The organism is Bradyrhizobium sp. P2_E8, from assembly GCF_056403875.1.
The window spans coordinates 1-3,180 of record NZ_JBFUES010000871.1 but is presented as its reverse complement, the minus strand read 5'-3'; the positions used below and the strand labels follow the sequence as shown (position 1 = coordinate 3,180).

The following is a 3,180-nucleotide window of genomic DNA, read 5'->3' as shown; positions in this document are numbered from 1 at the left end:
GTGTGGAACCGCTCGATCGGATAGCGCGTGCCACAGACCACGAGAACGACGAACAGGAACAGCCCCTGCAACGCCCACAGCGACGGCAGATCCGTCCCCATCACAAGCGACGTCAGCACCGGCAGCACGATCGTGCCGATCGCAACGTAGAAGAGAAGTCGCAGGCCCGGACTCATTGTCGCGAAGTCGGCCGGAACCTGCTTCAGCCGCGTGCCGGCGATGAGCATCCAGAGCACGGCCGACACGCTCATGGCCGCAGCCAGCCCCAGCAGGAAATTCTTCGCCTCGCCGAGCGAGCTCACGGCGCTGCCGTTGGCGTGAGCCAGCGCATAGGTGAAGGTCGACGCGCCCGTCGTCGCAAGCCAGTAGAGGTGCGGCGACAGCGCCGCGAGCCCGACGGCGACCGAGATCCAGGGCGAAGCGGAGGTGAAATAGGCGCGCCGCGCCGGATGCGCCAGTGCGGCAAAGGCGAAGCTTGCGACGAGAAAGATCGAATAATACTTGCCGACCATCGCGAGCGCCGTGGTGCATCCCACCGCGACCGCCCACAGCACGCCGCGCGTCTCGAACGCGCGCAGGAAGCACCAGGTCGCCAGCGGCCAGGTCGCGAGCAGCACCGCATTGGCGTTGAAGCGCTGGGCGTGGAACTGATAGGCCGGCGTCAGCATCAATAGCAGCAGCACCAGGATGCGCTTGTGCCCGGTCACGAACTGCCGCGAGATCAGATCGACGAAGACCAGCGCAAGCCCGGCATTGGCCATCGCCATCAGTTGCAGCGACCAGTCGCTGAGCGGAAAGACGAAGGTCCATGCCGCCGCAACCCACCCCATCAACGGCGGATGCTTGTGATAGCCGAAGGCAAAGTTCCGCCCCAGCGTCCAGGCCTCGAGCGTATCAGGGTGCAGGCCGCTGCCGGCATAGGCGATGGCCAGATAGAGCGTCCAGATCGCAACGAAGCAGGCGATGAGAAGCGGCACGGCCCAGCCCGCCTCGACGCCGTCGAGCCAGCGCAGGAAAGGCCGGCGCCAACGCGCCGGCGCGCGATCTGACCGTTCGGCCATCGCCTGGAATGCAAAATCGAACGGCACAGGAATCAAATGGGACAAGGAAAGTGATGCGCGAGGACGACACATCTATTTCAGGTTGGAAACAAATAGCAATGATTGAGAATTGGAAGCGCTAAAAGTTCCACGGCCTTCCCAAGGTGGCGCCGAGCTGAAACGACAACGGCGCCGCTGATGACAGCGGCGCCGCGTGATGATCCGGATGAAAGGCGGAAGGACGCGCCCGCCTACTCCGACTTGTCGACGTTCCAGAACAGGGGCGTTGCGGGGCCATCGAGCACACCGCTCAGCGATTTGCGCCAGCCGCTCGGCAGCAGATACTGCCCCAGCGGAACGTAGATCACCTGCTCATAGGCTTCCTTCTGGATGTCGGCGGCGATCTTCTTCTGCTCGTCGATCGACGGCGCGCGGACGAAAGCATCCTTGAGCTGCTCGATCTTGGCGTCTTCCGCCCAGCCGAACCAGCCCTTCTTGCCCTGGCCGCCGATCGAGAGATTGGCGATCGGGTTGGAGACGTCGGCCGCGACCCAGTTGGTGAAGAACATGTTCCAGCCGCCTTCCTTCGGCGGCTTCTGGCTGGCGCGGCGGCTCACCACCGTCTGCCAGTCGGTCGCCTGCAGGTCGACCTTGAAGCCGGCTTCGCGCAGCAGCTGGGCGGCCACGATCGGCTGCGCCTTGAGCGTCGTGACGTCGCCAGGCGCCATGACCACGACCGGGGTGCCGTCATAGCCGGACTCGGCGAGCGCCTTCTTGGCTTCCGCCATGCCGTTGCCCTTCACCAGGGTTTCGGCGCCGACGTCGGTCGCCAGCGGCGTATCGCAGACGAAGAACGCGCCGCAGATCTTCTGGTACTTGGCGTTGCCGACGAGCGCGTCGAGAACGTCCTTCTGGTTCATCGCCAGCAGGGCGGCACGGCGCACCTTCACATTGTCGAACGGCGGATACAGGAAGTTCATCCGGCCGAGGGTCTGGAAACCGAACTTGTTCGAGACCTCGATCGTGAGCTCCTTGTTCGCTTCCAGCACCGGCAGCATGTCGAACGGCAGGTTCTCCACGAAGTCGATGTCGCCCGACTGCAGCGCGTTCACCGCGGTCTGCGAGTCCGGCATCGTGATCCACTCGACGCGGTCGACCTTCACCACCTTGCCGCCGGAGGTCCAGCTCGCCGGCTCCTTGCGCGGCACGTAATCGGTGTTCTTGACGTAGACGGCCTTCACGCCGGGCTGGAATTCCGACTGCACGAACTTGAAGGGGCCCGAGCCGATCTGCTCGGGGATCTGCTTGTCCGCCGGCGTCTCGGCGAGGCGCTTCGGCATCATGAAGGCGACGCGCGAGGACGGCTTGCCGATGGAGTCGAGCACGAGGCCGTAGGGCTCCTTCAGCTTCAACGTGATGGTCTTGGCGTCGGTCGCCTCGATGCTCGCGGTGAAGTCCAGGAGCTTCTGGCCCATGCCGTCGACCGCGGCCCAGCGCTTCAGCGAGGCAACGCAGTCTTCCGCGGTCACCGGCGCGCCGTCATGCCACTTCAGGCCGTCGCGCAGCGTGAAGGTGTAGGTGAGCTTGTCGTCGGAGATCTTCCAGTCCGCCATCTGCGGCTGGATCTTGAAGTTCGAATCGGTGGCCACCAGCGTGTCGTAGACCATGTAGCCGTGGTCGCGCGTGATGTAGGCTGTGGTGAAGATCGGATCGATGATGCGCAGGTCGGAATGCATCACCGCAGTGAGGGTCTTGCCGGCTGCGAGCACTGGCGAGGCCAGCGCGGTCGAGAGCGCGACGACCGACAGCGCGAGTTTGGAGGCGAACGCGCGAGGCCCCCGGCGCATGAAGTGGAACATAAAAAGTTTCTCCTGACGTGAAACTGTTCAAAGGCAGGTTATTGGTTGGGCATTCGGATCGTTCTTTGGGCGAACTAACCCCATGCAATGCCTTTGTCTTTTCGAGACTTGCAGACAGTGCCGAGCGCGTCAATCCGGTTTCGCTGCAGGCCCAGGCGGCGCGCGCACGGGCTCCCCAAAGATCGGTTTGGCTCTACAACGCTCGCCGCGTGTCCTGCCCCGCGCCGATGCAATGCGCGTACCAACTTTCGAAGCTTGAGAGACATTACGATGAATCCCGC

3 protein-coding genes are annotated in these 3,180 nt (G+C 63.8%); 1 reads left to right on the top strand and 2 read right to left on the bottom strand.

Going from position 1 to position 3,180, the window contains the following annotated elements; genetic code table 11:
• Positions 1-1,061 (bottom strand): glycosyltransferase family 39 protein (locus AC1D00_RS33415; protein ID WP_477013600.1); only part of this gene is annotated, 1,061 nt, incomplete at its 3' end.
• 230 nt (positions 1,062-1,291) lie between these two features.
• Positions 1,292-2,899: an ABC transporter substrate-binding protein gene (locus AC1D00_RS33410; protein WP_135174253.1), complete on the bottom strand. Its 1,608-nt coding sequence runs from the start codon at positions 2,897-2,899 to the stop codon at positions 1,292-1,294.
• A gap of 17 nt (positions 2,900-2,916) precedes the next feature.
• On the opposite strand from AC1D00_RS33410, the gene AC1D00_RS33405 reads away from it, so the two are divergent.
• Positions 2,917-3,180 (top strand): hypothetical protein (locus AC1D00_RS33405; protein WP_477013599.1); only part of this gene is annotated, 264 nt, incomplete at its 3' end.

What these genes read in the sequence shown, in the direction of transcription:
- AC1D00_RS33410 (WP_135174253.1), bottom strand. Translation starts at nt 2,899, where the DNA reads ATGTTCCACTTCATGCGCCGGGGGCCTCGCGCGTTCGCCTCCAAACTC.